The organism is Geothrix sp. (assembly GCF_020622065.1).
Taxonomy (GTDB): Bacteria; Acidobacteriota; Holophagae; order Holophagales; family Holophagaceae; genus Geothrix.
Genome location: NZ_JAHRYQ010000001.1, coordinates 345,561 through 372,087 on the forward strand (window position 1 = coordinate 345,561; position 26,527 = coordinate 372,087).

General features: G+C 68.2%; 18 protein-coding genes and 2 riboswitches. Of the genes, 7 read left to right on the forward strand and 11 right to left on the reverse strand.

All coding sequences use genetic code 11. The features are described from left to right. Nucleotides 1-107: 107 nt before the first annotated feature. Nucleotides 108-216, reverse strand: a riboswitch (SAM riboswitch). A gap of 215 nt (nucleotides 217-431) precedes the next feature. Then, entirely contained in the window at nucleotides 432-938 is a 507-nt protein-coding gene (gene bamE, locus QZ647_RS01710; RefSeq protein ID WP_291270515.1) for an outer membrane protein assembly factor BamE, read from the forward strand. Between the two features lie 15 nt (nucleotides 939-953). Here bamE and metH read toward each other — a convergent pair whose 3' ends face one another. From metH to QZ647_RS01740, 6 genes are all read right to left on the reverse strand, one after another. Continuing rightward, nucleotides 954-4,376, reverse strand: coding sequence for a methionine synthase (gene metH, locus QZ647_RS01715; protein ID WP_291270516.1), 3,423 nt, complete (start codon nucleotides 4,374-4,376; stop codon nucleotides 954-956). Nucleotide 4,377: 1 nt separating this feature from the next. After that, complete coding sequence (locus QZ647_RS01720) at nucleotides 4,378-4,665, reverse strand: 2Fe-2S iron-sulfur cluster-binding protein (RefSeq protein ID WP_291270517.1); 288 nt, start codon at nucleotides 4,663-4,665, stop codon at nucleotides 4,378-4,380. A gap of 106 nt (nucleotides 4,666-4,771) precedes the next feature. Next, nucleotides 4,772-6,637, reverse strand: coding sequence for a bifunctional homocysteine S-methyltransferase/methylenetetrahydrofolate reductase (locus QZ647_RS01725; RefSeq protein WP_291270518.1), 1,866 nt, complete (start codon nucleotides 6,635-6,637; stop codon nucleotides 4,772-4,774). 66 nt (nucleotides 6,638-6,703) lie between these two features. Further along, nucleotides 6,704-6,808, reverse strand: a riboswitch (SAM riboswitch). Between the two features lie 53 nt (nucleotides 6,809-6,861). Continuing rightward, the gene (locus tag QZ647_RS01730; protein WP_291270519.1) at nucleotides 6,862-8,292 is read right to left on the reverse strand and encodes a glycosyltransferase; all 1,431 of its coding nucleotides are present in this window, start codon (nucleotides 8,290-8,292) and stop codon (nucleotides 6,862-6,864) included. Next, nucleotides 8,289-9,362, reverse strand: coding sequence for a HEAT repeat domain-containing protein (locus tag QZ647_RS01735; protein ID WP_291270520.1), 1,074 nt, complete (start codon nucleotides 9,360-9,362; stop codon nucleotides 8,289-8,291). The genes QZ647_RS01730 and QZ647_RS01735 overlap by 4 nt, the downstream gene beginning before the upstream one ends. 84 nt (nucleotides 9,363-9,446) lie before the next feature. After that, a complete protein-coding gene (locus QZ647_RS01740) occupies nucleotides 9,447-9,851 on the reverse strand; it encodes a response regulator (RefSeq protein ID WP_291270521.1) in 405 nt (134 codons plus the stop codon). Between the two features lie 133 nt (nucleotides 9,852-9,984). On the opposite strand from QZ647_RS01740, the gene QZ647_RS01745 reads away from it, so the two are divergent. The 3 genes from QZ647_RS01745 to QZ647_RS01755 are packed head-to-tail and all read left to right on the forward strand — an operon-like array spanning nucleotide 9,985 to nucleotide 15,148. Continuing rightward, on the forward strand, nucleotides 9,985-10,896 hold the full coding sequence (locus QZ647_RS01745) for a polysaccharide deacetylase family protein (protein ID WP_291270522.1): 912 nt from the start codon (nucleotides 9,985-9,987) through the stop codon (nucleotides 10,894-10,896). Next, nucleotides 10,893-13,460 carry a tetratricopeptide repeat protein gene (locus tag QZ647_RS01750; RefSeq protein ID WP_291270523.1) on the forward strand — a complete coding sequence of 856 codons (2,568 nt, stop codon included), beginning with the start codon at nucleotides 10,893-10,895 and terminating at the stop codon, nucleotides 13,458-13,460. The genes QZ647_RS01745 and QZ647_RS01750 overlap by 4 nt, the downstream gene beginning before the upstream one ends. Further along, complete coding sequence (locus QZ647_RS01755; protein WP_291270524.1) at nucleotides 13,457-15,148, forward strand: tetratricopeptide repeat protein; 1,692 nt, start codon at nucleotides 13,457-13,459, stop codon at nucleotides 15,146-15,148. The genes QZ647_RS01750 and QZ647_RS01755 overlap by 4 nt, the downstream gene beginning before the upstream one ends. Before the next feature lie 4 nt (nucleotides 15,149-15,152). Here QZ647_RS01755 and QZ647_RS01760 read toward each other — a convergent pair whose 3' ends face one another. After that, complete coding sequence (locus QZ647_RS01760; protein WP_291270525.1) at nucleotides 15,153-16,115, reverse strand: transketolase C-terminal domain-containing protein; 963 nt, start codon at nucleotides 16,113-16,115, stop codon at nucleotides 15,153-15,155. After that, on the reverse strand, nucleotides 16,112-17,134 hold the full coding sequence (locus QZ647_RS01765; protein ID WP_291270526.1) for a cysteine synthase family protein: 1,023 nt from the start codon (nucleotides 17,132-17,134) through the stop codon (nucleotides 16,112-16,114). Before QZ647_RS01765 ends, QZ647_RS01760 begins: the two co-directional genes overlap by 4 nt. 118 nt (nucleotides 17,135-17,252) lie before the next feature. Between QZ647_RS01765 and QZ647_RS01770 the strand changes: the two genes are divergently transcribed. The 3 genes from QZ647_RS01770 to QZ647_RS01780 all read left to right on the forward strand — a co-directional run bounded on the left by QZ647_RS01770 (nucleotide 17,253) and on the right by QZ647_RS01780 (nucleotide 20,804). Continuing rightward, a complete protein-coding gene (locus QZ647_RS01770; RefSeq protein ID WP_291270527.1) occupies nucleotides 17,253-18,446 on the forward strand; it encodes an amidohydrolase family protein in 1,194 nt (397 codons plus the stop codon). 140 nt (nucleotides 18,447-18,586) lie between these two features. Further along, nucleotides 18,587-19,039 (forward strand): helix-turn-helix domain-containing protein, encoded by a 453-nt coding sequence (locus QZ647_RS01775; protein WP_291270528.1) that lies wholly within the window; start codon nucleotides 18,587-18,589, stop codon nucleotides 19,037-19,039. 67 nt (nucleotides 19,040-19,106) lie between these two features. Further along, nucleotides 19,107-20,804, forward strand: coding sequence for a DNA repair protein RecN (locus tag QZ647_RS01780; RefSeq protein WP_291270529.1), 1,698 nt, complete (start codon nucleotides 19,107-19,109; stop codon nucleotides 20,802-20,804). A 43-nt stretch (nucleotides 20,805-20,847) separates the two neighbouring features. Here QZ647_RS01780 and QZ647_RS01785 read toward each other — a convergent pair whose 3' ends face one another. The 3 genes from QZ647_RS01785 to der all read right to left on the reverse strand — a co-directional run bounded on the left by QZ647_RS01785 (nucleotide 20,848) and on the right by der (nucleotide 26,470). Then, the gene (locus tag QZ647_RS01785; protein ID WP_291270530.1) at nucleotides 20,848-23,277 is read right to left on the reverse strand and encodes a M4 family metallopeptidase; all 2,430 of its coding nucleotides are present in this window, start codon (nucleotides 23,275-23,277) and stop codon (nucleotides 20,848-20,850) included. 272 nt (nucleotides 23,278-23,549) lie between these two features. Next, nucleotides 23,550-24,806: an amidohydrolase family protein gene (locus tag QZ647_RS01790; RefSeq protein WP_291270531.1), complete on the reverse strand. Its 1,257-nt coding sequence runs from the start codon at nucleotides 24,804-24,806 to the stop codon at nucleotides 23,550-23,552. Between the two features lie 83 nt (nucleotides 24,807-24,889). Further along, on the reverse strand, nucleotides 24,890-26,470 hold the full coding sequence (gene der / locus QZ647_RS01795; protein WP_291270532.1) for a ribosome biogenesis GTPase Der: 1,581 nt from the start codon (nucleotides 26,468-26,470) through the stop codon (nucleotides 24,890-24,892). Nucleotides 26,471-26,527: the final 57 nt, after the last annotated feature.

Sequence of the window (26,527 nt, forward strand, 5' to 3'; positions counted from 1 at the left end):
AAGGAAGGTGAGAAGGCCGAGGCCTCGTCTGTCCAAGCAAGTCCAGGAAAAGCAAAAGGGGCCCGATTTCTCGGGCCCCTTCGATGATTGCGTCAGTTCGACACAGCTCGACATCTCTCCGCGGTTGATTGCTCAATCGCGGCAGGAATTGGCACCTTGCTTTCGCAGGTTGCCAAGGTTTCACAGGGCCCGTCCCTCCACCTTTCTGGATAACTCGCTATGGAACTGACAAGGATCTCGTAAGAGAACGGCCCCAAAGGGCCGGTCAGAAAAGGTAGCGCCGCGGAGGCCCCCTGGCAAGGGCCATCGTCGGCTTCGCCCAAAAGGGATCGGAGCGGGGCGCCTCTCCCGGGACGGCAGCCTCTGGCACACTGCTCTTATCAGGCTCCGCCTCCCCGGGATGGATGGCCTGCCCTGATTGGAGCCGTGCCATGCAACGACGCCTTGCCGCCCTGATGATCGCGATTCCCGCCGTTGTGTCCCTGGGCTGCACCAAGCCGGATCTGGATGTGTCCAAGCTCAGGGTGGGGATGACCAAGAAGGAGGTGATCGAGCGGGTGGGGAATCCAACCCGGACGAAGGTCACCAACGACACCGAAGTGCATGAATACGAAGCCTACGATCGGTACGGGGCCATCAAGGTCAACAGCCGCACCCAGTACATCCGGTTCGTGAATGGCCGGGTGGACGCCTTTGGAACGCTTGAGGACCTGAAGGCCGGGCGGTCTTCCTGGAATTCTCCCGAGGCCCGCGCCAAGGTGAACCCGGAGATGCGGGAAGCGGCTCCCCTGAAGCAGCCGGCCACCCCTGCCGGGCCGGCGTTCGACCTGCGCGTCGAGCTGGAGAAGCTGGAAAAGCTGAAGAAAGATGGGCTCATCACCGAAGTCGAGTTCCGGGAACTCCGCCAGAAGGTCATGGATAAGGCCCGCGCTCAGTAAGGCGCGCCCAGAACCCTACGCCGAGAAGTACCGCGCCTGGGGATGCCAGGCCACCAGGGCGCTGGTGCTGTATTCGGGATCCATCTGGTGGCTGTCAGAGAGGTGGACGCCGATCTCCTGGCCGCGCAGCAGGTCCAGGATGGGGCCGTTGCCCTCCAGCTCTGGGCAGGCCGGGTAGCCGTAGGAATAGCGGGATCCCTGGTAGCCCTGGGCGAAGAGGGCGCGGCCCGGCAGGTCTTTGGCCGCGATGCCCAGTTCCCGGCGGATGCGGGCGTGGATCCGCTCGGCATAGGCCTCCGTCAGTTCCGTGGCCAGGCCGTGGAAGGCGAAGTAGTCCGCGTAGCCATCCTCCCGGTAGAGCTTGGCCGCGTGGTCCGCGGCGGCCTGGCCCAGCGTGACGAGCTGAATGGCCAGCACATCGGTCCGGTCGGCGCGGAAGAAGTCCGCGATGCAAAGCCTCCTGCCCGTGCCCTGGCGCGGGAAGCCGAGCACCGCGAGCGTCCGGGCATGGTTGGCGGGATCGAGTACCCGCAGCGCATCCCCCTCGGCGCGCACGGGGAAATAGCCGTAGCGGGCCTTCGGGTGGAAGAGCGGGGCCTCGGCCAGCCGTTCCTTCCAACGCACCAGCTGGGGCACGGCCTTATCACGCAGCACGGCGGCGAAGGCCTCGTCGCTCTGGCTGCCCTGGCTGAAACCCCAGCGGTTGCGGATCAAGGCGAAGGCGTCGAGGTGCTCGAACAGATCCACCGGCGCATCCACCCGCTCGCGCACGCCCCAGAACGGCGGTTCCGGCGGCGGCCCGTCATGCCGCACCCAGCTGCTCTGTTGGAGCGGAGTCAGCGGCACGGCCGCGCCTCCTCGCTTCAGGATCTTGATGTCGCCTGCCACAGAGGCGGATGGGGCAGGAGCCGGGACGCCGGTCTCCCCCGCCACCAGCGCCTGCATGTGCCGCAGGCCCTCGAAGGCGTCCTCGGCGTAGAAGACCGGGCCCGCATACGAACGCCGGCAGTCGCCCTCCACATAATCCCGGGTGAGGGCCGCACCGCCCAGGATCACAGGCACCTTCAGACCCTGCTCCTCCATGAAGTGCAGGTTCTCCTTCATGATGACGGTGGATTTCACCAGCAGGCCCGACAACCCGACGGCATCGGCAGGCCAGGCTTCGAGTTCCTTGAGGATGGCCTCGATGGGCTGCTTGATGCCCAGGTTCTTCACCTCGAAGCCGTTGTTGCTGAGGATGATGTCCACCAGGTTCTTGCCGATGTCGTGGACATCGCCCTTCACGGTGGCCAGCAGGATGCGGCCCTTCTGGTAGTTCGATTCCTTGGGCAAATGGGGCTCGATGCGCTTGATGGCCTCCTTCATGGCCTCGGCGCTCTCCAGCACGAAGGGGAGCTGCATCTCCCCGGCGCCGAAGCGCTCACCTACCACCTTCATGGCCCCCAGCAGCACCTCGTTGATGAGGACGAGCGGATCGTGGTCCTTCAGGGCCTCATCCACATCCGCGAGGATGGCCTGCTTCTCGCCGTCGAGGATGCCGCGGTGCAGCCGCTCCAGCACCGGAAGGTCCTCGCGGTGGTCATCCGCCGCGACCGCCTTGCGATCGCTGAACCGGGCCAGGACCGCTTTGAGGGGATCGTAGCCTTCCGCGCGGCGGTCGAAGATCAGGTCCTCGATCATGCGGCGGTCCTCGGGGTCGATCTTCGCCACGGGGATCACCTTGGAGGCGTTGAAGATGGCCATGTCGAGGCCGAACTTCACGCCGTGGTAGAGCATGAGGGCATTGAGCACATGGCGGGAGGCGGGATTCAGGCCGAAGCTGACATTGCTCACGCCGAGGATGGTCATCACGCCGGGCAGCTCGGCCTTGATGAGCTTCAGGGCCTCCAGGGTCTCCACCGCGGAACCGCGGAACTCCTCGTCGCCACTGCCCAGGGTGAAGGTCAACGGGTCGATGATGAGGTCGCCGGGATCGAGGCCGTACTCACCCACGGCCAGGGCGTGGAGGCGCTTCGCCACAGCCAGCTTCTGCTCGCGGGTCTTGGCCATGCCGCGCTCGTCGATGGTGAGGGCCACCACGGCGGCGCCGTAGGTCTTGCAGAGGTCCAGGATCTTGCGCGCCTTCGTGTCGCCGTCCTCGAAGTTGATGGAGTTCACCACGCACTTGCCGGGGGACCGCTGCAGGGCCCGCTCGATGACGGGCACCTCCGTGCTGTCGATGACGAGGGGCAGGGTGATCTGGGAGACGAGGCGGCTCAGCAGCTCGTCGGCATCGCGCACCTCGTCCCGGCCCACATAGGCCACGCAGAGATCCAGCAGGTGGGCGCCCTCCCGCTGCTGCTCCTTGGCCAGGGTGATCATGCCATCCCAGTCCTCGGCCGCCAGCAGGTCGCGGAACTTCTTCGAACCGTTGGCATTCGTCCGCTCGCCGACGATGAGGGGGGCTGGTTCCTGCCTCAGGGTCACGCTCTGGTAGAGGCTGGCGGCGCTCCGTTCCAGCTTCGGCGTGCGCCTCGGCGGGTTCAGCCGCTCGACGCCCGGAGCCAGGGCCCGGATGTGGTCGGGTGTGGTGCCGCAGCACCCGCCGACGATGGCCAAGCCGAATTCCGAGGCCGCGTGCAGAACCTTCGGCGCGAAGGCCGATGGATCCAGGGGGTAGACCACCTGGCCCCCCATATTCTCCGGGAGGCCGGCGTTGGGCAGGCAGCTGATGCGGAAGGGGCTGGCTTCCGACAGGGTCTGGAGGTGCGAGTGCATCTCGTCGGGGCCCGTGGCGCAGTTGAGCCCCAGCACATCGATGCCGAGGGGCTCCACGCTGGTGAGCACCGCGGAGATGTCCGAACCCACCAGAAGGGTGCCCGTGGTCTCCACGGTGGCCTGCACCCAGAGCGGGATCTTCCGTCTTTTGGCGGTCATGGCTTCTCGGGCGGCGCGGACGGCCACCTTGATCTGCCCCAGGTCCTGGCAGGTCTCGATGAGGATGGCGTCGGCGCCGCCGTCCAGCAGGCCGTCCATCTGCACGCGGTAGGAGGCGAGCAGTTCGCCGTACCCCACATGGCCGAGCGTGATGAGCTTGGTGCCGGGGCCGACGGAGCCGATGACGAAGCGGGGCCGGTCGAAGCTGCGGGCCACCTCCTTGGCGATGGATGCGGCCTGCACATTGAGGTCGTAGGCCCGGTCCGACAGTCCGAAATCACCCAGCACCAGCGGGTTGGCGCCGAAGGTGTTGGTCTCCACGGCGTCGGCGCCCGCGCGGAAGTAGCTTTCGTGGATCTCCCGGATCCACTGGGGGCGGCGCTCCGTGAGCAGATCCACGCAGCCTTCCAGGGCCGCGCTGCCATAGTCCTCCGCCGTGGGCTTGCGGGCGAAGATCTGGGTGCCCATGCCGCCGTCGAGCAGCAGCACCTTGTCGCGAAGGATCGTCTCGAGGGTCGTCATGTCAAAGCCCCAAATACTCGATGTCCACATCGCCGGTGATGACCACCTGGCAGGCGAGGCGCTGGTCGCGGGGGGCGTCCAGGCCCTTCAGGAAGTCCCGTTCCTCAGAGCCCGGTTCGCCGCAGTGGTCGAGTCCTTCGGCGATGCGCACCCGGCAGGTGCCGCAGGAGCCTGTGCGGCAGCCGAAGGTGATGTCGGCGCCCGCGGCATCCGCGATGCGCTGGAGCGGCGTCCCCGCCGGCGCTTCGACCAGCAGGTCTTCCAGAAGGAAGTGAATCTTTACCGACATGCCGGGACCTGAAACGAAAAAGGACGGTTAACCTCCGAGGGCGCAGAGAAAAAGGGTTCTGGTCCGCCCTCTGGGTTCTCTGCGGTGAACAATTTTTTCGGTTCCTTCATGGGGCCTCTCGCTTGGGCAGCAGCGGGGCCACGAGCTCGACCTGGCCGAAGGGGGCGCTGAGCTGGAGGCCCCGGACGCGGGGACGGATGATCTCGATGACTTCCTGGGCGATGGCGAGACCCTCTTTGACCTGGTCCTCGGCGCGGGTCCACTTCGCCATGCGGGTGAGGACTGAGGGCGGCACGAAGGCGCCGGGCACCTCGTTGGCCATGAATTCGGCGTTGCGCAGGCTCTTGAGGGGCCAGATGCCCGCGATGATCGGCACTCCGCCCTTGCCGTCGAGGGCCTCGGTGAAGTCTAGGAAGCGGAACAGGGTGTCCGCATCGAAGACGGGCTGGGTGATGGCCCACTGGGCGCCGGCCTCCACCTTGTAGCGGAAGCGGGCCTTCTCGCGTTCCAGGTCCGCCGCCACGGGATTGGCCCCCACGCCCACGCTGAAGGAAGTCGGCTTGCCGATGCCGGCGCCGCCGAGATCGAGCCCCGTGTTCAGGCGCTTGAGCATGTTCACGAGGCCGATGGCATCCACATCGAAGACGGCGGTGGCCTGGGGGTAGGGCCCCAGCTTCGGGGGATCGCCGGTGACGGCCAGGATGTTGCGCAGGCCGAGCCCCGCGGCGCCCAAGAGGTCGCTCTGCATGCCCAGCAGGTTCCGGTCGCGGCAGGCGTAGTGGAGGATGGTCTCGAGCCCCACCTGCTGCTCGATGATGAGGGCCGTGGCCAGGGCGGACATGCGGGCCATGGCGCGGGGGCCGTCCGGCACATTGATGGCGTCCACGCCCAGGGCCCGGCACTGGCGGGTCTTGGCCACGAGCTTCTCGTATTCCATGCCCTTGGGCGGCACCAGCTCCACGGTGTGGGTGAATTCCCCCTGGGCCAGCTTGAGGCTGAAGCGGCTGCGGTAGGCGAAGGGAACCTCGGGCTGGGGCTGCTCGTGGGGCTTCAGCTCGAAGCCGCCGCCAGCCTGGACGAAGGCTCGCTCTTGGCGGAAGGCCCCGCGCATGGCGCGGATGTGGGCGGGCGTGGTGCCGCTGCACCCGCCCACGCCCCGGGCGCCGGCGGCGAGGGCCCGGGCGGCGAATCCACCCAGGTATTCGGGACTGGCGCCATAGATGAGGCGGCCGTCCACCAGGTGGGGCAGGCCGGGATTCGGCTGCAGGACGATGGGCTTGGCGGTGACGGCCTTCAGGCGCTCGAGCAGGCGCAGGTGGGGGGCTGGCCCATTGCCGCCGATGAGGCCCACCAGGTGGGCCCCCCAGGTGTCCAGCTGCTTGACGAACCAATCTGGTTCGGCCCCGAAGAGGGCCTGGCCCTCGTCGTTGGTTGTCATCAACGCGGCGATGGGGAGCTCATCGAGCTCCTGCACGGCGAGGATGGCCTGGTGGATCTCATTGAGGTCCTCGAAGGCCTCGAGGACGATCAGATCGGCCCCGGCCTCGATCAGGGGCGTGGCCTGTTCGCGGAACAGGGCGCGGGCTTCGTCGAAGGAGGTGGGGCCCCAAGGCTCGATCCGCACGCCCAGCGGGCCGATGCAGCCAGCCACCCAGGCGCGGGCGCTCTGCTGGGTGATGGCCTGTTTCGCCAGGGCCACGCCTTCGCGGTTGATGGCATCCATGTGCCCCTCGAGACCCCGGGCCGCGAGCTTCAGGCACCCGGCGCCCCAGGTGTTGGTGGTGAGCACCTGGGCGCCCGCTGCGAGGAACTCCCCGTGGATGGCCAGGAGCAGATCCGGTGCCTTGAGGTTGCACTCCTCGAAGCTGCGCTGGAGCGTGATCCCGCGGTCGTGCAGGGCCGTGGCGGTGCTACCGTCGAAGAGGAAGCATTCGCCCGCATCAAGGGCCTGCTGGAAGGTGGGATGGGTCATGGCTGCGCCTGGGAGGGGCAGTCCGTTGATCGGCATCCAGGGGGTCTCGGGTCAGTCTGGGACGGTTCGGTATCTTCCCCCCGGGCAATGCCGGGGGCAGGAGTTGGCACCTTGCTTTCGCAGGTTGCCAAGGTTTCACAGGGCCTTTCCCTCCACCTTTCTGGATAGCGCTATCGGACTGCCAAAGATCGAGGGGACAGCATGCGCTGGGGGGATGGCGACCGTCAAGCTTCGGGGGGCTTCGGGGCCGGGTGCGTGGTGAGGCCCAGGCGCTTCAGGTGCCCCCATTGATCCTTCCCGCGGATCCAGTCGAGGGTGCCCCGTAGTCGCCACCAGAGGGTCAGCTGGCGGTAGCCGAAGTTCTCGGCCACGGCGAGGAGCAGCAAGATGCTCCAGGCCTTGAGGCCCTGGTAGCGGTGGCTGCTGATTTCGTGGAGCACCACGGACACCACGGAGTTCAACACCCCGAGCAGGAGGGCGACATAGAAGAACAGGAGGGCGAAGGTGCCGCCCACGGAATGGGTCCAGAGGGAGCTGGCGAACACGAGGTAGCCGGCGACCTCGATGACCGGAGCCAGGGCCTCGAAGACGAGGAAATAGGGCATGGAGAAGATCCCGATGCGGCCGTACTTCGGGTTGAAGCACATGCGCCGGTGCCGCCAGATGGTCTCGAGCATGCCCCGCTGCCAGCGGTTGCGCTGGCGGCCCAATTCCCGGAAATGTTCGGGAACCTCGGTCCAGCACACGGGATCCGGCACCAGGGCGATGTGGTAGGGGCGCTTCCAGTCCCTCAGGCAGCGGTGGAGGCGCACCACCAATTCGAAGTCCTCGCCGATGGTGGCCGTGTCGAACCCACCCGCGGCCACGACCAGGTCCTTCCGGAAGACGCCGAAGGCGCCGCTGACAATGAACAGGGAGTCCAGCGATGCCAGCCCCACCCGGGCGAAGAGGAAGGCCCTCAGATACTCCACGATCTGGAACCGGGCCAGCCAGGAGTCCGGGAGGTAGATGCCGCGGATGCCCATGGGCGTGACCTTGCAGCCGTTCACGGGCCGGACCACGCCGCCCGAGGCGATCAGGTCCGGCCGGTCCATGAAGGGCCGCGCGATGCGGAGCAGTGCGTCGTTCTCCAGGAGGCTGTCCCCGTCCATGCAGCACACCAGGGGATACCGGGCGAGGTTCACACCACAGTTCAGGGCGTCCGCCTTGCCGCCATTCGCCTTGTCCACCACCACCAGGTTGGGCACATAGGCGCTTTCGTAGACGCCGAGCACCTCTTGCGCGGGGAGCAGTTGGCGGATGACGCGGTGGCTGGGCTGGAGCTTGAAGGCGGTGATGAGCCGTTGGAGGGTGGCGTCCGTGCTCCCGTCGTTCACCACCACCACCTGGAACTCCGGGTAGCGAAGGCTGACGAGGCTGTTGACGCTCGCCACCACGCCGGCTTCTTCGTTGTAGGCCGGACAGATCAGGGACATGGGTTTGAAGTGGCTGGACTCGAAGGCCGTGTCGAGGCGATCGGTTTCGGCCTCATCCAAGTGCCGCCGGATCGAGAAGAAAGCCCGGAGAATCAGCCCCAGGTGCGTGAGGTTCATGGCCAGGAAATAGGCGAGGATGCCCCACTGGGCGAAGGCGGTGACGAACACGCGGAAGCTCACAGGTGACCCCGCTCATCCGCCCATTCGAGCCGCTCCCGCGCGATGTCCCGGGCGAAGCGATCCGCCGACGAATCCTCGGCGATCCAGGTCAGTGCCGAGACCCCGGCCCGGCCGAGATCCACGAGGCTCTGGGCCGCATTCCGGCGCACTTCGAACACGCGATCGGCCAACAGGGGGAGGAGGGCCGGAATGGCGGAGGGCCCCCCCAGCACGCCCAGAGCCCGGGCCGCCTGGGTGCGGATCTCCCAGACGGGGCTGGAGGCGAAGGGCAGCACCTTGGGATAGATGGTCGGGTCCGCGAGGATGATGAGCGACTTCAGGACCGAGACCCGGAGATTCACATGCGGGACCTCCAGCAGCCAGAGCAGGCGGGGCTGGGAGTCCCGGTGCCGGTGGGAACCGACCAGCAGCGCGAAGAGGATCCAGGGTTCCGGGTTTTGGTCCGGGGACTCGAGGTGGTCTTTCATCCAGGGCAGCAGGCTGGGGCCGAAACCCTCCAGGACCCGCAGCAGGCGCTCGCGCTGGTAGACCTCCTCGCGCATGACCCAGGCGAGGACGGGGCTGGCGAAACGCAGGTCCTGGCTGTGCGTGAGGGTCCGGGCCGCCACATGCGCCACATAGGGGACCGGATCGTCGAGGAGGGGCAGGACCAGGTTGAGGTAGCCCTCGATGCGGACGCCCGGGTTCCAGCGCCAGGGCCGGTCGGCGACGGGCGGGGGCGGGGTCCCAGTGAGTTCGTCCAGCCGGAAGGCGCCGATCTCCTGGGCGGCCATGGCCCGGACCCGGGGGTCCCGGCTCCGGAGGCGGCGGGGGAGGGAGAGGTGGATGTCCAGGCCCAGGTAGAGCTGGCGGAGGACTTCGGACTCCTGGCCGGCGAGCGTGGACTGGTAGCGGGCCAGGAAATTCCGGAAGAGCCAGCGGTCGGCGTGTGGGATGGGCCCGAAGGAGCCGCGCTCGTAGCCACCCTTGAAGAGGTAGTCCGTCAACTGGACTTCCCAGGCCTGGTAGCAGGCGATGCGATGGCGGTTCTGGCGGTCCCGGCGCACCTGCAGAATGGCCCCGACCAGCACCAGGCCGGCGACGAGGCTCAGCAGGATGACGGTGGCCCCATGCAGAGCGGGAAGGAAAAGGTCCTGGGACAGGGGAAAGATGGATCACCCCGCCCGGCGGGAGCGTTCGAAGAGGCGCCACAGCCGTTCCATGAGCACCTGCACGGAGATCGGCTTGGTCATGTAGTCGTCGGCCCCGGCCGCGAGGCAGCGGACCATGTCCTGTTCATTCTGGTTGCTGGAGATGAGCAGGATGGGGGTGCGCCCTTTGGGGGCCGGGAGGTCCCGCACTTCCTGCACCAGCCGGAATCCGTTCATGGACGGCATCATGAGGTCGGTGGTGATGAGATCGATGGCTTCGCGGTTCAGGATCTCGAGGGCTTCCACGCCATTGAGGGCCACGAACACCTTCAGCCCCTCCATCTCCAGGCGGGCCTGAATGATCCGGGCGGTCGTGAGGTCATCTTCGACCACCAGGACCGTGGTATGTTCTGGCCAGCGTCGGCTCATGAAAAAAGTCTAGCAAGATATGAATCAAACCTGTCGATTTCCATGGATTAGGAGCACCTGGTTCCACCATGACCCGAGGATTCCACGCCCCCATCCAGGACTGCATCCGCCCATGGGACGGAGTCGCCCATCCATGAGCTTCCTGTCGTCCATCCGAGCGATCGCCTGGGGGTTCTGCTGCGCAGTCCTGGCCGGCCAGTCGCTGTCCATCACCTTGGACGATGGTCCCAACCTCAGCTCGACTCCGCGGCTCTCGGGCGATGAACGGAACCGGCGCCTGCTGGAGGCCTTCCGGGAGAAGGGCGTGCGCGTGGTCCTCTTCGCCAACGGCATCCGCGGCGGAGACAGTCCGGAGGGGATCCGGTGGCTGGAGGCCTGGGGCAAGGCGGGCCACCGCATCGGGAATCACACTTACGGCCACCCCAACCTCGAGGAGATCGGCCTGGCCCGATTCAAGGAGGATGTGGTTCGCCTGGATCGCCTGATCCGCGGCGTGCCGGGCTACTGGCCCATGCTGCGGTTCCCGTACCTGCGCGAGGGAAGGGCGGGGGTGGAGCGGCGAGCCGCCCGGGCCATGCTGAAGGACCTGGGATACGGCGTCGCGCCGGTGACCATCCCGACCTACGACTGGCTCTTCAATGAGCGTCTCCAGCAGCTGCTGCAGGCCCGGCCCGATGCCGACATCGCGCCCATCCGGGCCCTCTACCTGCGGCACCTGGACGAGGTCCTCCAGGGCTACCGCGACCTGGGTGACCGGCTCCTCGGCAAAGATCCCGTCCACACGCTCCTCCTCCACCACAACCTCCTGAACGCCCTCGTCATGCCGGACCTGCTCCGCATGCTGGACGCCAACGGCTGGAAAGTGGTGGGTCCGGAAGAGGCCTACCGGGATCCCATCTACGCGGAGGACCTGTCGGCCATGGGCTACAGCGAAAGCCACCTCGGCTCCCTGGCGCGGAAGCGCGGCATGTTCGTGGTGGAGGTCCAGCGGCTGGAGGCCCTGCTCGAAGGTGGGAAGACGGCCCTCAAGGAGGTCGCGCCATGACCCTGGCCTGGCTGCCCATCTGCCTGGCCCTGGCCGGTCTCCTCCAGGATCCCGCCGAGGGCCACCGGCTGCTCCGGGAGAATCGCCTGGAAGCGGCCCGGAAGGCCTTCGACGCCGTCCTGGCCAAGGCTCCCCAGGATGTCGACGGCCTGGTCGGGGCCGGCTTCACGGCCCTGCGCCAGGAGCGCATTCCGGAAGCCCTGGCCCATTTCCAGAGAGCGCTGTCGCTGTCACCCACCTATGCGGATGCCGCCTACGGCCTGGCGCTGTGCCAGGAACGCCTGGGCAGAACCGCCGAGGCCCGGCGCCTGGCGAAGGAGGCGGTGCGCCTCGACCCGGCCCGCGAGGACTTCCAGGCCCTTCTGGTCCGGGTCTCCCCGATGGAAGACTCGATCCCACCCCTTCCGCCCCTCCCCGCGGAGCTGCGGGTGCCCTTCCGCAGCGTTCCGGCCGGATTCCAGGTCCGCGATGGGGCGGGCTGGAAGGCTGTCTACCTGAAGGGGGTGAACCTGGGCGCGGCTCTGCCGGGGCGGTTCCCCACGGAATTCCCGGGCAAGGAGGTCTATGCCGGATGGCTGACGGAGATGGGGCAGCTCGGGATCAACGCCCTCCGCCTCTACACCATCCACCCCCCGGCCTTCTACGAGGCCCTGCGGGAGCACAACCTCAAGGCGGCGCACCCGATCTATGTGCTGCACGGCGTCTGGGTGGAACCTCCGCCCGGGGACGACTTCGGCGATCCCGCCTGGTTTGCGGCCTACCGCGAGGACATGCGGCGCGTGGTGGACCTGATGCACGGTCGCGCCAGCTTTCCGCCCAGGCCGGGGGCCGCCGGGGGGCACTACCGTGCGGATGTGAGCCGCTGGTGGATCGGGACGATCCTGGGCCGGGAGTGGGAGCCCTTCAATGTCATCGCCTACAACCGGCGGCATCCGGGTGAAGCCGACTGGAAGGGCCGGTTCGTGGAGGTGCGCCGGGCCCACGCGACGGAAGTCTTCATGGCCAAGGCCCTGGACGCCTTCATCGGCCTCGAGCACGACACCTACCATGTGCAGCGCCCGGTGGCCTTCACCAACTGGCCCACGCTGGATGCCATCACGCATCCCAGCGAGACCTCGTTCATCGAAGAGCAGCGGATCCTGAAGAAACTCGGCCTGCCCTACACAGAGGAAGTGAAGTCGGAAGTCTTCGACGACGACAGCGTGTCCATCGACATGGAAAAGTTCTCGGATCTCCCGGCGTTCCGGGGGGGGCTGTTCGCGAGCTACCATGTCTATCCTAACTATCCCGAGTTCATCAACCTCGACGCCGGGTACGCGAAGGCCCGGGATGAGGAGGGGCCCAACAGCTACCTGGGATATCTCCAAGAGCTCCGGGCCTACCACAAGAAGCACGCCGTGCTGATATCCGAGTTCGGGCTCAGTTCCTCCCGCATGCCGGCCCATTGGCAGCCCCAGGGCATGACCCACGGGGGCCTCGAGGAGAAGGACCAGGCCCGCCTGATGAAGCGCCTGATCCGGAACATCTACGACACGGGGTACGCCGGGAGCATCGTCTTCGCCTGGATGGACGAGTGGTTCAAGAAGACCTGGCAGGTCTCGCCGATCGAATTGCCGCCCGAGCGGAAGCCCCTCTGGTTCAACGCCATGGATGCAGAGGAGAACTACGGGTTGATCGGACATCATCCCGGAACCAAGGGGCCGAACATCCTCATCGACGGCCGGTCCGACGACTGGAAGAACATCCTCACCTACCTCAAGAACGAGACCCTGGAGGTGAAGCTCTTTGCCGATGAGGGCTGGTTCCATGTGGGCCTCTTCTGGAAGGGGCCCGTCGACTGGAACCGCGATGCCTTCCTGCTGGGGCTGGACACTCTGGGGCCGGACCTGGGCAACCACCACTTCCCCTTCGGTGTCCCCGTGCGGAACGGCGCGGGAATGGAATTCGCTTTGGAACTGTCTGCGAAAGGCTGCGGCGTCTGGGTGGATGCCCCCTACGAGTTCTCCCCCCACCGCCACCCGGGCCCTTCCCGCACCATCGCCCATGAAGACGGCCCCTGGCGCCAGATGCAGACGGAGACCAACCGCCTGCGGGTGGGGCAGGACCTGACGGTCTACCCGGCCCGCCGCTACGACATCGGAACCCTGCACCGGGGGACCCAGGACCGCCGCGATCCCGCCTTCGATTCGCTCGGTGAATGGATGGATGGCCCCGGGTTCCTGGAAGTCCGCATCCCCTGGACGCTGATCCATGTCACCGATCCGAGCTCACGGCGGGTGCTCCAGGATCCGGCGGACCTGCTTTCGATGGAGGACCACGGCTCGGTGACCACCGACGGATTCCGCGCCAGCCTGGTGCGGACGAGCCGGAAAGGGCCCGAGGGGCCAGTTGAGGTCATCGAGACCCTGCCCGCCGCGAACCGGAACGGCATCCCCCTTCCTCCCCTCTTCACCTGGCCCACCTGGGAGCAGCCCCGCTGGCATCCTTTCCGGAAGAAGGCCTTCGAAGCCGTCCGGGATGCCTTCGCCGCCCTTCCGGCCCAACCCAAACCGAGCGCGCCATGATCTTCTTCCCGTTCCCGGCCACCCTTCAAGCGGCCCCGACCCCCAGCGACGCCGAGATGGGCCGGCTGCTCACTCAGGCCCGACAGGCGCGGAACCAGAGCCACTGGGACGAGGCGATCAAGGGCTACGATGCCTTGCTGGCCAAGGATGGCTGGCATGAGACGGCCCTCTTCGAACGGGCGCAGACGCTGGGATGGGCCCAGCGGTATCCGGAGTGCGTGACGGCCTGGCGCCTCTTCCGGGAACGCGCGCCCTGGCGGGCCCGGGAAGCGGACCAGAACCTGGCCATGATGGCGAGCTGGGGGCGGATGTTCGAGGTGGCCCTCACGACCCTGGAGCCCTATGCCCAGAAGGGCGAGCGCTGGGCCATCCTCGACAGCGCCAAGTACCTGAGCTGGGCTGGCCGCTACCGCGAGTCGCTGGCCCGCACCTCGACCTGGATCACCGCGCATCCGAAGGATCGGGATGCCCTCCTCATGCAGGCCCGCGTGCTGAGCTGGGATGGCCGCCTGAAGGCGGCCCACGGGGCCTTCCAGCAACTGGTGGCCCAGCATCCCGATCTGGGGGACGCCCGTCTGGGGCTGGCCCAGGTGTCGCTGTGGAGCGGCCGGGTCGAAGAGGCCCGGGTGGAGGTGGACCGGCTGCCCAAGGAGACCCGCGAGACGCCCGAAGGGAAGCTCCTGGAAGGGCAGGTCCGCCTGGCGGAAGGCCGCCGGCGCGCGGCGCTGGCGCAGCTGACGCCGCTGGCCCGGCAGGGCAGCCCCGTGCAACGGGACGCGGAGGACCTGATCCGGGCCGCCGCCGAGACGAACGGCCCCTCGGCGGAGATCGGCCAGTCCCGCACCCTCACCAGCGAGCCTCTGCGCATGCTGGACAGCTTCGTGCGCGCCAAGGTGCCCCTCGGGGACGGCAGCATCGGCCTGAGCCACACCCTGCACCATGCGGAACTGAGCGGCGCGGAATCCGATGCCCGCGAAACGGCCGCCACCGTGGCCTACCCCCTGGGGCCGCTGCGCCTCTCGGCCGACCTGGGCCGCATCACGGGGCTGGATGGGGATCCCGCCGGATTCCACCGCCTGGGCCTCCTCTGGCGGCTGGGACATGGCGCGGAGGTGAACCTGACCCAGAGCCGGAGCGTGATCGTCTTCACGCCCCAGGCGGTGGCGCAGCGGGTCGGCATCCAGGCCACGGACCTGGCCTTCACCCTGGCCGGCTTCGCGGATGTCCTCCGGCTCCAGGGCGGAACCGCCACCGTCTCCGCGGGGAACCGCCGGACCACCTGGAGCGGCGCCTATGAGCACCGTTGGCGCCTCTCGCCCGTCACCCTGTCCGCCGGCCTCACCAGCCGCGGCATGGGCTATTCGGAAACGCTGCCGCTCGGCTTCTGGAACCCGAGGCACTACCTCTTCCATGGCGCCACGGGCAGCGCGGCCTTCGAGCACGGCCGCTTCGCCTTGTCGGTGGAGGGGCGCTGGGGGCGCCAGGTGACGGATCAGCAGGCCTGGACCACCGGCAAGGGCTACGCCGCGAACCTGAGCTGGGGCCTCGGGCGCAGTCCCATCACGCTGCTGCTCGGCTGGTCCGACAGCACCTCGGGCCTGAACGCGGTGAGCGTGACCGACCCGAACACCTATCGCGAGCAGAGCTTCCGCTGGGGCCTCCGGGTGGCCGGTCCCTGGCGCTGGTAGCTCGCTACCAGGCCAGCAGCCGCTCGAGCGCCGAGGCCACGGCGGCCGGGCCCGGCAGGAAGGCCGCCTCCAGGGGCGGACTGGCGGGGGTGGGCGTGTCCGCCGCGCCCAGGCGCATGACGGGGGCGTCGAGCCAGCTGAAGCAGGCTTCGCCAATGCGGGCGGCCAGCTCGGCGCCGGGGCCGTAGGTGAGGCTGGCCTCGGTGAGCACCAGAACCCGGTGGGTGCGCTTCACCAGGTCCGCGATGGCGGCGTCGTCCAGGGGCCAGAGGGTCCGCAGGTCCAGCACGGCGACATCGAGGTCGGCCGCGGCTTCCAGGGCCGCATGCTGGGCCGCCCCGTAGGTGATCACGCAGGCGCGGGTGCCGTCCTTGCGCAGGGCCGCCTCGCCCAGCCGCGCCGTGGGGGCCTCGCTCCACTGATCCTTGAGGCGGCGGTAGAGGTGCTTGTGCTCGAAGATCAGCACGGGATCTGGGTCGTCAATGGCCGCGCGGAGCAGGGCGTAGGCGTCGCGCACGGTCCCCGGCGCCACGACCTTGAGGCCCGGGCTGCCCAGGAAGTGTCCTTCGGGGTTCTGGCTGTGGAAGGGGCCACCGCCGTTGCCGCCGCCGGAAGGTCCGCGGAAGACGGCGGGTACCGACTGCCCCCACCGCCAGTGGGCCTTGGCGGCGAAGTTCACCATGAGGTCCGACGCCAGCAGCGCGAAGTCCATGAATTGGAACTCCGCCACAGGCCGCTGCCCCATGAGGGCCGCGCCGATGGCCGACCCGGCGATGGCCTGCTCGGAGATGGGTGTGTCGATGACGCGGTCGGGGCCGAAGCGCTCCAGCAGCCCCTCGGTGGCGCGGAAGGCCCCGCCGTAGACGCCGATGTCCTCGCCCAGGCAGCAGACCCGGGCATCGGCCGCCATCGCATCGAAGAGCGCCTGGCGGATGGCCTCGAGGTAGGTGCCCGAGAAGGCGGTCATTCCCCCGCCTCGAGCAACCCCCGCTCGCCATCCAGCAAGCCGCGCTCCGCGAGCCAGGCGTCGTTGAAGATGCTGCTGAGGTAGCGGCCCGCGCCATCCGGGAACACGGTCACGATGCGCGCTGGGCGGCCCAGGGCGGGCAGGCTCTTCGCCACCTGGAGCACCGCCCACAGGGCCGCGCCGCTGGAGCCGCCGCCGAGGACGCCCTCCTCCCTGACGAGCCTGCGCGCCTGCTGGAAAGCGTCGCGGTCGGACACCTGGTACATCTCGTCGATGAGTTCGAACTCCATGGTGGGGATGAGGAATTCGTCTCCCAGACCCTCGATGCGGTAGGGGCCGGCCTTGGGGTTCTCCTCGCCGCGAAAGTGGGGCGTGAACACCGAACCCACGGGATCCACGGCCACGACCTTGATCTTCGGGTCCTTCTCTTTCAGGTAGCGGCCCACGCCGCCGATGGTGCCGCCGGTGCCGGCGCCGGCCACCAGGTAGTCGATGCGACCCTCCATCTGCTCCCAGATTTCAGGGCCCGTGCCCTGGTAGTGGGCCGCGTTGTTCTCGCGGTTGCCGTGCTGATCGGGGAAGAAGCAGCCGGGCGTCTCCCGGGCCAGGCGGGGGGTGATGTTGTTGTAGCTGTCCGGATGCTCCGGCGACAGGCTGGTGTCCACCTTGTGCACCTGGGCGCCGAGGGCCAGCAGCTGGTTCAGCTTCTCCTGGGAGATGGTGTCGCGCACCACCACCTTGAGCCGGTAGCCCTTCTGGATGGCCATGAGGGCGAGCCCCATGGCCGTGTTGCCTGAAGAGTTCTCGATGATGAGATCGCCGGGCTTCAGGCGGCCGTCACGCTCCGCGGCCTCGATCATGTGCTTCGCGATGCGGTCCTTGCTGCTCCCCATGGGATTCAGGAACTCGAGCTTGGCGAAGACCTCCACCGGCAGGTTCTCGACGACGCGGCGCAGCTGGACCAGGGGCGTGTTGCCGATGGCCTCCAGCACACTTCCGCAGGGCTTCCGGTAGAGCATGGGGATCCTCCCGAGACCAGTATGCCCGCTGCGCCGGTCTTAGATCCGAGCCACAATGGGGGCTTCAAGTTCCCTCCATCCGCACGCAAGGGTGCTCCGGTGGGGGCCCCGGGGTTCCATGCCGCATCGATTCCAGACTCTCTTCGACCACCATTCCCATGTGAGCCTCTACGCGGCCCTGAAGGGCACGCCGGACCTCTCGGCCTGCGCGGACTCGGGTGCGGCTCTGGAGCTGATGCGGGGGCTCCCGGGGGACCGGCTCTCCCTGGTCATGGGCTGGCACAGCGGGCGCCTGCCCCTGTCAGAGGCGGATCTGGCCGGCCTGCCCCCGGTGCTTCTGGTGAACTTCAGCCTGCACGGGCTGAGGCTCAGCCCGGAGGGGGCCCGGCTGCTCCGGGACACGGATCCCGAACTGGTGGAGCGCTGCGCCGACGCCGACTGGAGCGAGCGGAACCTGGGGCGCCTCCTGGGCCTGTACGGGCGCACCGCCGGGCTCACGCCCGCCAAGCTGGAGACCTGGATCCAGGGCCTGGAGGCCGTGGGCATCGGTGCGGTGGAGGACATGCTGTTGACGGGGACGGAGGCCTGGCGGACGATGCGCGCCTCGCGCTGGGCCGACCGGATGCCCTGGTGGACCGTCCCGGCGATCTTCGAGACCCTGCCCGCCGAGGCCCAAGCCGAGTGCGCCGGGCTGAAGTTCTTCACCGACGGGGCCCTGGGCGCCCGTACGGCGGCCCTGGACGAACCGTTCCTCGGCGGCGAGCCGGGCCTGCTCCTCCGCGCCGACGAGGCACTGAGGCAGATGCTGGCGGCCGCCCATCCCCATGGCAAGGCCGTCGCCATCCACGCCATCGGCGACCGGGCCATCGGGCAGACGCTGAATGTGCTGGAGGACCTGGAGCGGCAGGGACTCCGCTTCCCCTTGGTCCGCCTGGAACATGTCCAGTTCATCACCCGGACGCAGGCGCGGCGGGCCCGGGACCTGGGCCTGGTGCTCTCCATGCAGCCGAACTTCTCCAGCGACAGCGCGGACTATGCGGATCGCCTCGACGAGCCGCGCCTGGCGCGGAACAACCCCTTCCGGATGCTCATCGATGAGGTGGGGTTCAGGCCGGGCCGGGACCTGCTCTTCGGTTCGGACGGCATGCCCCACGGCCTGGCCTACGCGGCCCAGTGGGGTCTCTTCCCGCTGTTCGAGGGCCAGCGCCTGAGCCTGGAGGAACTGCTGGCAGGCTATGGTCCCGCACCGGGATCTCCAACCTGGAGAGAACTGGCCGTCGACGAGGCGGCCCGAAGCGTCCGGTTGTTCTGATCGACGATCGGCAAGAAGCGCCGACCCGGCACCACACGACCCCGGGCCCTGGCAAGCCGCTACCTAAATGACTGGTCTTGTTTCACCTGGATTGCGATCAAAATGGGACGCAGGGACCACGCCATCCCAGGGGAGCCCACATGCCCAACATCGCCTCACTGCTGAAGGCCGAGATCCTCCGCCTCGCCCGAAAAGAAATCCGCAACGAACTCGAGAGCCTCAAGAAGGCTTTGAGCCACTCGCGCTCGGAGATCGCTCAGCTGAAGCGGCGGACGGATCAGCTTGAGAAGCTGCAAGCGCGCGTTTCCAAACAGGTTCTGGGAAGGCCGGCCCCCCCCGAAAACGATGAAAGCACCTCCCGCATTCGCTTCAGTGCGAAGCGGTTCGCCGCACAGCGCAAGAAGCTGGGGCTCTCTGCCGCAGACATGGGCCTGCTGCTCGGGGTCTCCGGTCAATCCATCTATCACTGGGAGGCCGAGAAGAGCCGTCCCCGGCAGGCCCAGCTGGCGGCCATTGCGGCATTGAGAAAGATCGGGAAGCGGGAGGCGAGGAGCCGGCTGGAGCAGCTGGGGAACCAGGACGCCTCGAAATAGCCCCGCAGCGACTGGGCCAGAGCTGACTGGGGCCGGCCTCTTCCCGTCCTCCCGTTAGACTGGTCCCATGCTGTCATCGCTGAGAATCCAGAACCTGGCCCTGGTGGAGGATCTGTCCCTGGATTGGGGCCCGGGCTTCACGGTGCTCACGGGCGAGACGGGGGCCGGCAAGTCTCTGCTGGTGGACGCGCTCTCCCTGCTGGTGGGAGCCCGGGGGGACGGTGAACTAGTGCGCCACGGGGCGGAGCGGGCCACGGTCGAAGCCGTGGTGGAGGGGCGCTTCGAAGCCTGGCGTGGGTTTCTTGCCGAGCGGGGCCTGCCGGAGGAACAGCCCGTGGTGCTGCGCCGGGAGGTGGGAGCGGGCCGCAGCCGGGCCTGGATCAATGGGGCCAGCTGCTCCCTGGCGGATCTGCGGGATGCGGGACGCCTCTGGATGCGCCTTACGAGCCAGCATGATCATCAGTCCCTGCTGGGCGAGGAGCGCCATCTGGCGTTGGTGGACGAGGTGCTGGGCATCGAGCCCAGTCTGGAGATCGAGGCGGCGGCCGTGCGCACGGCCGAGGCCGCGCTGAAGGCCCGGCGCCGCAGTGAGACCGAGCGGGAGCAGCGCCTGGAGCAGCTGGCCGAAGCCCTGGCCGACCTGGACAAGCTGGCACCGAAGCCGGGCGAGTGGGCCCAGCTCCGGGCGGACCGCGAGCCCCTGCGTCATGCCGTGCATCTCGAGCAGGCGTTCCGCGAGGCCGCCGAGGCCCTGAACGCCGGACTGCCCAAGGTGGAACTGGCCCACAAGGCGCTGGTGCGGGCCGTGAACCACTGGCCGGACGCCATCGCCGAGCAGGACCGCCTGCGCTCCGTGACCCTGGAGCTGGAGGATCTGCTGGCACTGGTCCAGGACCAGGCCATCCGCTGGGCCGGCGCCGGGGCCGACCGCATCGAGGCCATGGAGGCCCGGCTGGCCCAGTACGAGCGCTTGGCCCGCCGCCACCGCTGCGAGCCGGAGGAACTGGTGGTCCGGGCGCAGGCCCTGAGGGACGAGCAGCGCGCTCTCCTGGCCGGGGACGCGTCCGTGAAGGAGCTGGAGGCCGCCCTGGCCAAGGTGGTGGAGGCCTACCGGGCCGCCGCCGAGGTTCTGCACGGGAAGCGGGCCGCAGCCATCCCGAAGCTGGAGGCCGAGGTGCAGAAGCGCCTGGGGCGCCTGGGCATGAAGGGGGCGCGCCTTCAGCTGCGGCTGTCGCTGGCGGAGGAGGCCGGCAGCCCGGTGCAGCAGAGCGGCCGGTCCGTGCGCGTGGCCGCACAGGGCTTCTCAGCCCTGGCCATCTGGATCGAACCCAATCCCGGCGAGGGTTTCCGGCCCCTGGCCAAGATCGCCTCCGGCGGCGAGCTGAGCCGCCTCATGCTGGCCCTGGTGGGTGCCGGTCTCGCGCCGGGCATCGGCATTCGGGGGGCTGGGGTGAAGGACGCCCTGACCTTGGTGCTGGATGAGGTGGATGCGGGGCTGGGGGGCGAAACGGCCCTGGCCGTGGGCAAGGCCGTGGCGGAGCTGGGGCGGGCCCACCAGGTGCTGGCCGTCACGCACCTGGCCCAGGTCGCGGCCCGCGCCGACCGGCATGGCCGGCTGCACAAGGAGACCGAAGGCGGCCGCACCCGCAGCGCCCTGGGCTGGGTGGCGGGCGAGGCGCGCAACCGCGAATTGGCGCGGCTCCTGTCCGGCCATCCCGATCGCCCTGAGGCCCTGGAGCACGCCAAGGTGCTGCTGGAGGGATGAAAAAGGGCCGCTCGAAAGCGGCCCTTTTCCTGGTTCGCTCAGCCTACTTGACACTCACATCGTCGACGACGAAGGAGGTCTGGAGGCTGCTGTCCTCCACGGCGTAGAAGCGCAGGCGGACGGTCTGGCCCTTGTAGGCCGCCAGGCTCAGCGACTTCTGCGTGTAGCCCGCGCCCTTGTTCAGGTTCGAGTAGGTCGCCAGGGTGGCGAGCACGGTGCCGGAGGTGTTGAGGACCTGGACCTTCAGGGTGTCGTAGGCGGTGGTGGTGGTGGTTTCCGCCGAGTCGACATGGAGCCAGAAGGTCAGGGTGCCCGTGGCCGTGGTGGGGATGGCGATCTGCTGGTAGATGTAGTCGGTGTGGGCGGAGCCGTAGCCGCACATCCAGGCGTCGTAGGAGCCGGTGTGGGCGGCCTGGCCGGTGAAGGTGCCGATGACGCCGCTGGTCTGGGTCCAGCTGGTGGCGCCGCTTTCGAACCCGCCATTCAGGATCAGCTCGGTGCCGGAGGTGGTGTTGGACACGGAGAAGGTGGTGGTGGTGCTGGTGCCCACATTGCCGGCCGCGTCATAGGCCTTGGCGACCAGGCTGTGGCTGCCGTTGGTCAGGGTGGTGCTGTCGAAGGTCATGCTGTAGGGGCTGGTGGTATCCGTGCCCTTCAGCGCGCCGTCCACATAGAACTCCACCCGGCTCACGCCGACATTGTCCGAGGCGGTGGCGGAGAAGGTGATGGTGCCGCTGGTGCCGGACTCGGTGGCCGAGACGGTGGGGGCGGTAGTGTCCGTGGATCCACCCGACCAGGCGGCGCCCACATTGATGCCGTGGAAGGCGTTCCAGACGGCCTGTTCCTCAGCGCCGCCAACGCCGTAAAGGTCCTTGGCGGAGCTGATGGCGGCCGTGCGGGCCGCGGCGTAGTTGGAGCTGGAGGTGAGGTAGGTGGTCAGGGCCCGGAACCAGATGGCGGCGGCCTTGTCGTTGCCGATGCCCGTCATGCCGCTGGGCAGGTAGGTGGTGCTGGTGTTGCCCGTGGTGGTGGCGCCCTGGCTCAGAAAGTAGAAGCAGCGGTTCATGGGGCCGCTGGAGTAGTGCACATCCAGGCTGCCGACGGTCGAGGACCACGCGTCGGGGCTGGAGCCATCCAGGCTGGGCTTGTACATGTAGCGCAGGGGCGTGGACGCGAGCTGTTCGCCGATGGTCCAGTTGCCGCCGGTGTTGCCGATGGTGGCGCCGGAGCCGCCGCGGGCATAGAACTCGATCATGGTGCCGAAGATGTCGGAATTGGACTCGTTCAGGCCGCCCGACTCGCCGGAATAGGTGAGGTTCGCCGTGCGGGCGCAGACGCCGTGGCTCATCTCGTGGCCGGCCACATCGAGGGCGGTGAGCGTGGTGAAGGACGAGCCGTCGCCGTAGGTCATGCAGAAGCAGCTGTCGGACCAGAAGGCGTTGTCGTAGCTGTTGCCGATGTGGACGCGGCTGTAGGTGGCGGTGCCGGCGCCGTCGATGCCGTTGCGGCCGAAGACGCTCTTGTAGAAGTCCCAGGACTTGACCATGCCGAACATGGCATCCACCGCGGCGGTTTCGCCGTTGGCGGCGGTGGTGGAGGAACCTTCCACATAGTTGGCGCCATCGCCCCAGGTGTTGTCGGCGTCCGTGTAGAGGGTGCCGGCAGCCGTGGAGGTGGTCGCGGCGTGGGCCGAGTTGGTCACCACATTGTTGCCGAAGGTGCCGCCGGTGCCGCGGGTCATGTCCCGCAGCTCATAGGTGGTGCCGGTGTAGTTCGTGGGCAGGGAGACGATGCCGTTGTACTGGCTGTTGCCCGTGCCGGTGGCGGCCGTGGTGTGGAGGGTGTTCCACTTCTTCAGGATGGCGCCGGTGTGGGCGTTCACGAGGTAGTCGGTGTGGCGGATGCCATCGGCCTCGTTCTCGAGCTCGGTGTGGACATGGTAGGCCAGGGTGTGCCGGAGCACTTGGCGGGTCACATCGTCGGTGTTCAGCTGATCGAGGGCGCGCTTTCCGGGGCGGGTGACTTCCACCATCTCGGGATAGACCACCAGCTCCGTGGTCGGGGCGTAGGCGAAGGGGCCCTTGGGGGCCAGGTCGGACTGGGCCGCCGCCAGCGCTTCACCCTCGCTCAGCGAAGGCATCACATTGATGGTGATGTTCCGGTGCAGGGCGTTGGTCAGCGGGAGTTCGGCGCCGTCCTTGCCGGTGTGGGTGATGGCGTCGCCGCCCCAGACCTTCACGCCCTTGTAGGTCTGCTGGAAGTGGCCATGGGTCTGGCCGAGCTGATCCGAGTGCGAGTCGCGGAGCCGGAAGGCGTGATCGGCATCCAGGCCCAGCTGGGTGCGCTCGGCCAGGAGGCGCTCGGCGGCGGCGTTCACGCGCAGGGATTCCTGCGGGGAACGGGCGGTCAGGGAACCGGCGGCGAGGGCCGCGGTCAGGAAGGACAGGGCCATGCGGCCCTTAGTCGTTGCCATGGGCAACTCCTTCAGGAAGGGGAAGAGGGTTCGCGACCGCCCCGGCTCTTCCGGCCTGGACGGCGCCCAGGCTTCGCAAGCGAAGACCTTGGGATCACGGGGGGGAAGAAAGAACGGAAGTGAGACCGTCAGCTTCCCGGCCCGCCCGGGGCCCCACAAGTTAAGGCTTGTTAATTTTTATGAGAATCAATTCTATTTGATTAAATGTCATCTAAATATATTTATTCAAAACAATTAATAACATATCTCGGAGTCGCAATTGGAGGTTTTGATCAATGCTCGCGGCGGACGATGCGGCCCTCCCGCAGCACGAACCGCACCTGTTCGAGGGTGGTGATGTCCTTCAGGGGGTCGCCGTCCACCGCGATGATGTCCGCGGTGCGGCCGGGCTCCAGGGTGCCGATCTCCGCCTCGAGCCGCAGCAGCCGGGCGGCGGTCAGGGTGGCGCTCTGGATGGCCTGTAGGGGCGTCATGCCGTAGCTCACGAGGTACCGGAAATCCATGGCCACCTGGCCGTGCTCGAAGACGCCGATGTCGGTGCCGTAGGCGATGGGAACGCCGGCGTCGAGGGCGGCCTTGAACCCGGCTCGCCGCAGGGGCAGGATGGCGCGGGCCTTGGCCAGGGAACCCTGGGGGACCTTGTAAGGGTTCCCCGGCAGCAGGATGGATTCGAGGGCATAGAGCGTGGGCACGAGGAAGGTGCCGCGGGCCTTCATCTCCTTGGCGGTGGCGGGGCTCAGCAGGCTGCCGTGCTCGATGGAACGGACGCCGGCCACCGTGGCCTCGAGAATGCCGGCATCGCCGTGGGCGTGGGCGCAGACATCCATGCCGCGCCGGTTGGCCTCGTCGACGATGGCCTTGAACTCCGCCGGGCTGAAGCTGGGCGCGGCGGGGTCGTCATGGTTGGACAGCACGCCGCCGGTGGCGTGGATCTTGATGAGGTCCACGCCCCGCTTGCGCCATTCCCGGACGGTGTGCCGGGCCGCATCGGGGGAATCCACGATGTGGTCGTCCTGGGTGTGGAGGTGGGGGGGGAACCCGTTGAGGTCTCCGTGCCCCCCTGTGATGGAGAGGGCGGGACCGGCCACCAGCAGGCGTGGGCCGGGGACATCACCGCGGGCGATGGCTTCGCGCAGGGCCACATCACCGAAGCCGGCAGAGGCACCCACATCCCGCACCGTGGTGAAGCCGGCCTGGAGGACCTTGCGGGCGTTCACCACGCCATCGAGGACCAGGGCCCCTTGGGTGCGCTTGAGATAGCCCAGCTCGCCCAGGCCCGCGGGAATGAGTAGGTGGGTGTGGCAGTCGATGAGGCCCGGCAGCAGGGTGCGGTCGCCCAGATCGACCGTGTCCGCATCGGCGGGCGGTGCGCCGGGTTGGATGCGGCCATCCTTCACCCAGACCTGGCCCGGAGTCTCCACCTTCCCGGTGCGGACATCCAGCAGCCGCGCTGCCTTCAGGACGAGCGGGCGCTCCTGGGCGGAAAGCGTGAGGCCGAGAAGGCTGACGAGGAGGCAGCGCAGGATCATGGGGGCTCCGGGGAGGTGGCCTACGATAGCCCAAAGCCCCATCCTGCGCGCCCCGTTTCCATGATTCCGGAGGCTCTCCGCCCCTACACCTTCTTGGTGGACTTCTGCCGGATCCGTTTGGGCGGCGCGCCCTTGCCCCTCTTCGGCGCCTGCTTGGCGGCGGGCTTGGGGCCTTCCTTCTTCTTGGGGCGGGGCCGGGCCTTGACCTTGTCCACCCGCTGGGCCTGGAGGGACTCGTTGCTGCGGGAGGGCTTCAAGCCTTCGCCGGGATCCAGGATGCGGCGCACGGGAGCCACTTCCGGCTCCTCACCCTCGCCGGTCTTCTTCTTCTGGACGCTGAGGCGCAGGGGTACGCCCGCCAGGCCGAATTGCTCGCGCAGGCGGTTCTCCATGTAGCGCACATAGCTGAAGTGCAGCCCGCGGTCCGTGTTGGCCTTCACCACGAAGCTGGGCGGCCGCACGCCCACCTGGGTCATGAAGTAGAGCTTGGGGAGCTTGCCGTCGATGGCGTGGGGGCTCATGGCGCTCACGGTCTCGCGAAGGAACCGGTTCAGCTCGCCCGTGGGAATGCGGCGGCCATGGGCCTCGGCGAGGGTGTCGATCATGCCGAACAGCTTGGACACCCGCTGCCCCGTGAGGGCCGAGAGGAAGATCATGGGCGCGTGGTGCAGAAAGCCCAGGCTGCGGCGCAGGTCCTCCTCGGCGCCGTAGATGGTGTGGGTGTCCTTCTCGACGAGGTCCCACTTGTTCACCACGAGGATGACGGCGGCCCCGGCCTCCTGGGCATAGCCGGCGATGACGGCGTCCTGGTGCGTGGCACCTTCCACGGCGTCCAGCAGGAGCAGGCTCACATCGGCCCGGGCCATGGCCTGCTTGGCCTTGAGGATGCTGAGCTTCTCCGCACCCTCGTGGGTCTTGCCCTTCTTGCGGATGCCGGCCGTGTCGATCATCCGGTAGACCCGGTCCTTCACATGGAAGACCGTGTCCACGGTATCGCGCGTGGTGCCGGCGACTTCGCTGACGAGGCTGCGCTCATAGCCCAGCAGGCGGTTCGTGAGGGACGACTTGCCCACATTGGGCCGGCCGATGAGGGCGAAGCGCAGCTCGTCGGACAGGGAATGGCTCTCGGCCTCCTCCGGCGTGCGGTGGAAGGGCAGGCGGGCCCGCAGGGCCTCGATCAGCTCGGGGACGCCCGCCCCGTGGGCGGCGGAGATGGCCAGCACCTCGTCGAAGCCCAGCCCGTAGAAGCCGGCGTCCGGCGCGCCACCCTTCATGCCGTCGAGCTTGTTGATGACGAGGAGGATGGGCTTGCCCTGGCGGCGCAGGCGCGCGGCGATCTCCTCGTCGCCGGCGGTGAGGCCGTCGTGGCCGTCCACCAGCAGGATGGCGACATGGGCTTCGCCCAGCGCGGCCTCGGCCATGCGGGTGATGCCCTGGGTGATGACATCGTCGCCCTCGAAGTCGAGGCCGCCGGTGTCCACCAACTCGAAGACCTCCTCGGCCTCGCCCTCCTCGCTCAGGCAGGTGACGCGGCCGTAGCTGCGGTCCCGGGTCATGCCCGGCAGGTCGTGGACCAAGGCCGCGCGGCTGCGGGTGAGCCGGTTGAAGAGGGTGGACTTGCCCACATTGGGGCGTCCGCAGAGGGCGACGAGGGGCAGTTTCATAGTTGTTCCAAGCCTTCCAGTCTATCGGGCATGGGGCGAAAGGGCACGGGCGGATTT

What these genes read in the sequence shown, in the direction of transcription:
- QZ647_RS01740 (WP_291270521.1), bottom strand. Translation starts at nt 9,851, where the DNA reads ATGAGCCGACGCTGGCCAGAACATACCACGGTCCTGGTGGTCGAAGAT.
- QZ647_RS01785 (WP_291270530.1), bottom strand. Translation starts at nt 23,277, where the DNA reads ATGGCAACGACTAAGGGCCGCATGGCCCTGTCCTTCCTGACCGCGGCC.
- QZ647_RS01760 (WP_291270525.1), bottom strand. Translation starts at nt 16,115, where the DNA reads ATGACCGCCTTCTCGGGCACCTACCTCGAGGCCATCCGCCAGGCGCTC.
- QZ647_RS01770 (WP_291270527.1), top strand. Translation starts at nt 17,253, where the DNA reads ATGCCGCATCGATTCCAGACTCTCTTCGACCACCATTCCCATGTGAGC.
- QZ647_RS01720 (WP_291270517.1), bottom strand. Translation starts at nt 4,665, where the DNA reads ATGTCGGTAAAGATTCACTTCCTTCTGGAAGACCTGCTGGTCGAAGCG.
- der (WP_291270532.1), bottom strand. Translation starts at nt 26,470, where the DNA reads ATGAAACTGCCCCTCGTCGCCCTCTGCGGACGCCCCAATGTGGGCAAG.
- metH (WP_291270516.1), bottom strand. Translation starts at nt 4,376, where the DNA reads ATGACGACCCTCGAGACGATCCTTCGCGACAAGGTGCTGCTGCTCGAC.
- QZ647_RS01755 (WP_291270524.1), top strand. Translation starts at nt 13,457, where the DNA reads ATGATCTTCTTCCCGTTCCCGGCCACCCTTCAAGCGGCCCCGACCCCC.
- QZ647_RS01775 (WP_291270528.1), top strand. Translation starts at nt 18,587, where the DNA reads ATGCCCAACATCGCCTCACTGCTGAAGGCCGAGATCCTCCGCCTCGCC.
- QZ647_RS01745 (WP_291270522.1), top strand. Translation starts at nt 9,985, where the DNA reads ATGAGCTTCCTGTCGTCCATCCGAGCGATCGCCTGGGGGTTCTGCTGC.
- QZ647_RS01725 (WP_291270518.1), bottom strand. Translation starts at nt 6,637, where the DNA reads ATGACCCATCCCACCTTCCAGCAGGCCCTTGATGCGGGCGAATGCTTC.
- QZ647_RS01765 (WP_291270526.1), bottom strand. Translation starts at nt 17,134, where the DNA reads ATGCTCTACCGGAAGCCCTGCGGAAGTGTGCTGGAGGCCATCGGCAAC.
- bamE (WP_291270515.1), top strand. Translation starts at nt 432, where the DNA reads ATGCAACGACGCCTTGCCGCCCTGATGATCGCGATTCCCGCCGTTGTG.
- QZ647_RS01780 (WP_291270529.1), top strand. Translation starts at nt 19,107, where the DNA reads ATGCTGTCATCGCTGAGAATCCAGAACCTGGCCCTGGTGGAGGATCTG.
- QZ647_RS01750 (WP_291270523.1), top strand. Translation starts at nt 10,893, where the DNA reads ATGACCCTGGCCTGGCTGCCCATCTGCCTGGCCCTGGCCGGTCTCCTC.
- QZ647_RS01790 (WP_291270531.1), bottom strand. Translation starts at nt 24,806, where the DNA reads ATGATCCTGCGCTGCCTCCTCGTCAGCCTTCTCGGCCTCACGCTTTCC.